Origin of the sequence: Xenorhabdus yunnanensis, from assembly GCF_028598805.1 — a bacterium.
GTDB lineage: Bacteria > Pseudomonadota > Gammaproteobacteria > Enterobacterales > Enterobacteriaceae > Xenorhabdus > Xenorhabdus yunnanensis.
Genome location: NZ_JAQRFI010000095.1, coordinates 1 through 5,245 on the forward strand (window position 1 = coordinate 1; position 5,245 = coordinate 5,245).

Consider the following 5,245-nt stretch of genomic DNA (forward strand, 5'->3'; position numbering starts at 1 on the left):
GGGGTACAATTTCAGGAACTCGCCACTGTCAAATGTGACGATAGCCATCAGGCAGTCTCCTTCGCTGGCTCTGTTGTAGTTTTGCTGGTATCTACTGGCTCACGTCCATGACGAAGCTCTTTTTTCTCGCGGGCTTTGTCATTGGCGTTTGCCTCTTTTTCATCCCAGACGCACAGATTATTTTTGAAAATTGCCATTTCACTGTAGGTTTTTAAGATGTAATCCCATCGTTCCGCATCTATAACTGTTTGCCCGTACAAGCCTACGGGAAGCATGCCTTTATCCATTCCAAGTAGATGAAAGGCATTCCCCTTCAGAACAACACTGCTACCATCCGGCATCGGAAACTCAATACCATGCGGGTGATTCAGGCGGACATTAATCGTTTTACCTTTAGACATGCTGCTTTTCTCCGGCATAAAAAATGGCCTCCTGAGAGACCATAATTGTTGAATTATTGTATATAGGTTACATACCTGTCATTTGCGCTATCGCAGCAGGAATACGAATTACTGCGCCATAGGTAGTTGCTGTGAATTTCTGAGAGAACGAAGACAGCTCAGGCACAATGCGACCCGCCCTCATTTTCTCACCAAAGCCCAGCAATCCCGTTTCCATCCCTGCCACTTTCGGGGCGATCAGTTGGATAGTTTCGCCACTTGGACCACCTAATTGTGGCAAACTGACCAACTTGAGATTACTAAAGTAGGTCGTCAGCATTTTCATAACAGAAACGTTAAAGTCAGTGGCATCCCCAAGTTGCACACGCAATGTTGGTGATATAGCCAGAATCAATTCGTCACTTTCAGAAATTAACCCTTGAGTCTGATTAACCAAGCGCGCAAACAAGTTCAAAATATCCCGATAGCGTTGCTGTGTGTTTTTATCCGCCCACTTAGTGGAACCTTTTTCGCCAGAGGGGGCGGCTGCAATTGCGGGATTGAGATTCGGGTCATTCAGGGCACCATAAATCTCTCTTCCTGCCACTCCCAGCAAATAAAACTTATTACTGTCGATATCGATAGTGGTAGCAGCGGAGCGTTGCTTATCTGCGGCTAGATTGATTTTCGCTCCAGAGGCCATATCAGTCTCCAGATCTCCGTACTGAATTACTGTTTGATAACGGTACTGTTCGCGAGTGTGCCACTCATTATTCGTTACAGATTTACCGGAATGTCCGAAATCTGAATAAGCCGCTGTATTACCAGCCACTTCATTGATACGCCATTTGAAATACGGCGTTGTCCAGTCTCCGCGTTTTTCTTCTCCATACAACTCGCGGGCATTACGTGGTGCTGTCAGAATATCAATGACCGTCGGGTCTACGTAAGCCAATAATTCAGCCGGGACGCTGGAATTCGGCGAAGTGATTAGCGCAGCATCCTGAATCAGTCGTGGCATATTGTCACGGGTGATCCATTCACGGGCGCCGTTAAAGACAAAGCCGTATTGCTTAGCCTGTTCAAAAGATATAGGCATCTTGTTCTCCATGACACGCACGACAAATCCCACCCGTTATTTCAGGGTGTCGTCATGCGTGGGTATTTAGTTAATTAAGATTTGGTTAGGAATTACCAGTTAGAAATGATGGCGAGGCTACTGTCAGCGTCGTAATATTTGACAATCCAGTCTGTTTTGACATGACCGTCAATCGTGGCTTTTGCATCGCCTGTTTGAATGCTGCCATCAGTCGTAGACGCAAACACCGTCTGACCAATGGACGCATTCTGATTGGTTGGCGCACACCAGAAATCACCCCGAACCGCAACAGTAACATCCGTCTGAGATGGGATAGTCATGGTTGCAGACGATATCAGGTTATAGTTGTAGTACGCCAGTATGCGTTCAACAAAGCCCACAGGCGCATCTTTGCCTGTTGTGGATGCTTTCACTTGTTTAAATGAATCAGTGCCCGCAAAGACGAAATGACCAATGGTGATATCACTTTCTGCTCGTGGGTTGCCCTGTGTGTAAATCACCGGGTTTTGTGTCGCCCTGTCGCCGGGAACTGCCGGAGCGTAGTACAGACCGACTTGTTTTTGTAATGCCATGATGACCTCTTAAATTTTAATGTTTTTCAAGCCTGCGAATGGCCCTTCCAGGCTGCTTGGTGCAGCATCCATCACCGGATTATTTGTAAATGGCGACGGCTTTTGTGCTGCCAAGATGTCTACCATGCCTTTATACGCGGTCTTGTCGTATTTCTTGGGGTCATAACCCTTGTTTTTCAGTGCATGCGCATAAATCGCTTCGGCACTGTCAAAGGCCATCACATCCACCTCACCCACCAGCGAGCGAACTTTTTGCCCGGCTTCATTCAGTGCCCTGAAATGGGCTTTAGCCTGTTCAACGGCCTGGTGACGAATGGTGTTAGCATCCATCGTGATTTTCGGTTTGCGATCCATAGCGGCTGTATTCTCCTTTTTTTCCTCTGGGGGAAGATTGTTCACCGTGTTAGGGTCTGCCTGAATGTTATCACCGACAGGATTAGATGTAGGGTCGCCCTCAACAAGTTCATGAGCGAATTCCATGCCACTGATAAAGACCTTAACGGCTTCTTCATCATCCGTTGCCAATCCTAATTCCGTCATTTTTTCTTTGACGGCATCGTTGTCTATCACGAATTCATTCTGTTTCTTATCCTCTGGTGGCAAAGCCGCATTCGGATCATCTTTCGCGATAACATCGGGTTTATCAATTTTGTTTTCTTCTGACATCTTTTGTACCTTTAATTGAGACGGAAAGCCGTCGTGTACATATACATCGGGACCCGCCCGACCTTCTTTGACCAGTGCCACATGATTCCCCCGGATGTTTCGCATCACGAAGTCATAGGCAGCACCATTGAACTCGCCCGGTGTGAAATCGGGTTCAAAAAAATAACCACAACTGAGTTCTTTCAATGAACCGTCCTGAATGGCATCAATCGCCATCTGGTCGGTCACGGTTAAGGCGTTATCCAGATAGGGGGCATCCCAAACGGGTGTTGTCCCAATAGACCCCACCCGCAACTCTTTCAGGGGTTGTTCAGCACTGTCCTGCTTATGGATATAAAGCAGCGGAACGCCATTAAACGTGGTGATGGCCTTCTCCAGTTCATCGGCAGGGCGGTAACCGTAATACAATCGGTCAGGTTCTAACTCCAGATTTTCCCAATTGGGAATTTCCCGCCCGATATAGGGTACAACCTGTTCTTTTGTCAGATGTGTTTGCGAGACGTGGAGGTAACCATTTTCATCAATGCGTCTCCGGCTCCCCTCGTCAAAAACGACAAAGTTTCTTTCTTTAGTCATAGTATTAGTTGCTTCCAATTTGAGGAATAACGGGACGGAAATCACATTTACAGTTGATTAACTCACCGGGCTGGACATGCCGTTGTACATGCGGGTCATAACAACCGTCACTCAGATTGAAACGCTGACTGCTCATCTTTATATGTGAATCACGGTAAGACTTACTGCCACCAGCCCGATGTATCCAAATCCCTTCGGTGATACCCGATGATCGGCAACGCTCCCGCGCAATGGCATTAGTGGCTTTGGCGTTCTGGTCACGGGCAATGGTCTTGGCCCGGCTTTCTGTCACGCCGTAGCGTTTCTTTAACTCTTCTTTCAGGAATCCGATGTCCCGCCCATTAACCACACTTTGCTGCACCAGCGTTTGTACCTGTGTCAGATACTGCTCAGGAATGGACTTAATCAGACTGACCTGTTGCTCATACAGGCTGTCTAACACATTCTGGACAGCCGGAGTAACACGCATATTGACGGTGATACTTTCCGTTTTCAGTTTGTTTTTCACTGAGTTTGACGCGTAGGTATTGGCTCGATTGACAAACCAAACGGCAATGGTTTCTGCCATCTGGTTAAACTTTACTTTCCATCGTCCCATTACCGAGAACAGTTTCCGATTTAACTCCTTAGCAGGAGACGCATCACCGATAATCTTAGGCTGCTGGCGTTTGTATTCTGCCGATATCCAGTAATCAACCGAATTCGCCATTTCCTGAATTAGCCCCTGCATCCGGCGGTAATATTCCCGCTCCAGTCCCGCGTTGGGGCGTGTAGGTCGCGCCGTTTTCGATTTCTTCTTGCCCATAATTGACCTCTGGAACCTCATCAACATCAATGCCGAAATAATCACTGTCAGGATCGACAGACAGGCGGCGCCTTGCCTCTTTCTCTGAGATAACCCCCGCATCAACCAGCGAGACATCCCTATCTGTTTTAGATTTCTGTGTTTCCGCCGCAGCCTTGGCGTCATCCTTATTTAAATCAACAAAATCGAATGTCACGGACTGATTCAACTGACCTAATTTAACGATTTGAATGATATCCAACGCCTTTTGTAGCCCTGCTCGCAGTACTTTCTCCTGCTGGCTCTTAACGTGGTCGTTGTAGTTTTTGATATCACTCTCTCCTGTCGCATTAAATCCACTGGGTGAAACACCCAATAGCTTGACGGCAGGTGTCCGGTTAATTGCGACAATAAACTCCAGTGTCTGGCGAACAATATCCGTCACCCCTGATAGCGGCGTTTCTAACTTAACGACATCTTCACGCTCATAATCAATTGCGAGTACGCCGTCATTGGAGCGATGCATAGCCATGTATGCTAATCGCCCATCAAGCGACTTGGTTGAATGAGGATTCATCAGGATGTCTTCCATGTCGGTTTTCAGCACGGTGAGGGAAAATTTCTCTAACAGTCTGGATACTGCCGCTCGCGAATCCTGAAAATGAATGACATAGTCATAGAGCAATTGCGCCTGTGGCATTCCCATGAAGTTATAGGAGGGTTTCAGCAACACCGGAACTTCTTTGCCACAAATACGGATTAGCCTTGATACGTGAACTTCTTTCCCCAAAATCCACCATGTATTGGGATTAAAATAACGGGGGCTGAGTGGATCGGTGCTCTCATATCTACCCGGGAAAATATTGATCGGCTCCACCAGCACAAAGCGCTTGAAATCTTTCAGCTCTCCCGATTTATCTGAAATATCCAGCGGCACCAATAATTGATTATCGGTGACACCGGTATCAATGAAAATCATGCAGCCACCGAAGTAGCCGTCATACTCAGCCGCTTTGTTGAATATGTCTTTCACCTTGAGATCAATCAGGGCATCTTCAATGGCTTTATTGTTATCAGCGCCTTCACCCTGACCATCAATATCAACGGCTTTGATTTCAATCCACTCTCGCGTCATATCATTAGCGACGGTTTCAATGCACGCCCGAAT

At 47.1% G+C, this 5,245-nt stretch carries 6 protein-coding genes; all 6 read right to left on the reverse strand.

The features are described from left to right. Positions 1 to 47: 47 nt before the first annotated feature. Positions 48 to 401 carry a hypothetical protein gene (locus PSI23_RS20095; protein ID WP_273556737.1) on the reverse strand — a complete coding sequence of 118 codons (354 nt, stop codon included), beginning with the start codon at positions 399 to 401 and terminating at the stop codon, positions 48 to 50. A gap of 67 nt (positions 402 to 468) precedes the next feature. Beyond that, positions 469 to 1,479 (reverse strand): major capsid family protein, encoded by a 1,011-nt coding sequence (locus PSI23_RS20100; RefSeq protein WP_273556738.1) that lies wholly within the window; start codon positions 1,477 to 1,479, stop codon positions 469 to 471. A gap of 92 nt (positions 1,480 to 1,571) precedes the next feature. Next, positions 1,572 to 2,051, reverse strand: a complete 480-nt coding sequence (locus PSI23_RS20105) for a structural cement protein Gp24 (protein WP_273556739.1) — start codon at positions 2,049 to 2,051, stop codon at positions 1,572 to 1,574. Positions 2,052 to 2,060: 9 nt separating this feature from the next. Next, a complete protein-coding gene (locus tag PSI23_RS20110; RefSeq protein WP_273556740.1) occupies positions 2,061 to 3,293 on the reverse strand; it encodes a DUF2213 domain-containing protein in 1,233 nt (410 codons plus the stop codon). Between the two features lie 4 nt (positions 3,294 to 3,297). Next, positions 3,298 to 4,002, reverse strand: coding sequence for a phage head morphogenesis protein (locus PSI23_RS20115; protein ID WP_273556741.1), 705 nt, complete (start codon positions 4,000 to 4,002; stop codon positions 3,298 to 3,300). Next, on the reverse strand, positions 3,986 to 5,245 hold a 1,260-nt coding region (locus PSI23_RS20120; RefSeq protein ID WP_273556742.1), incomplete at its 5' end, for a phage portal protein. The genes PSI23_RS20115 and PSI23_RS20120, both read right to left, overlap by 17 nt.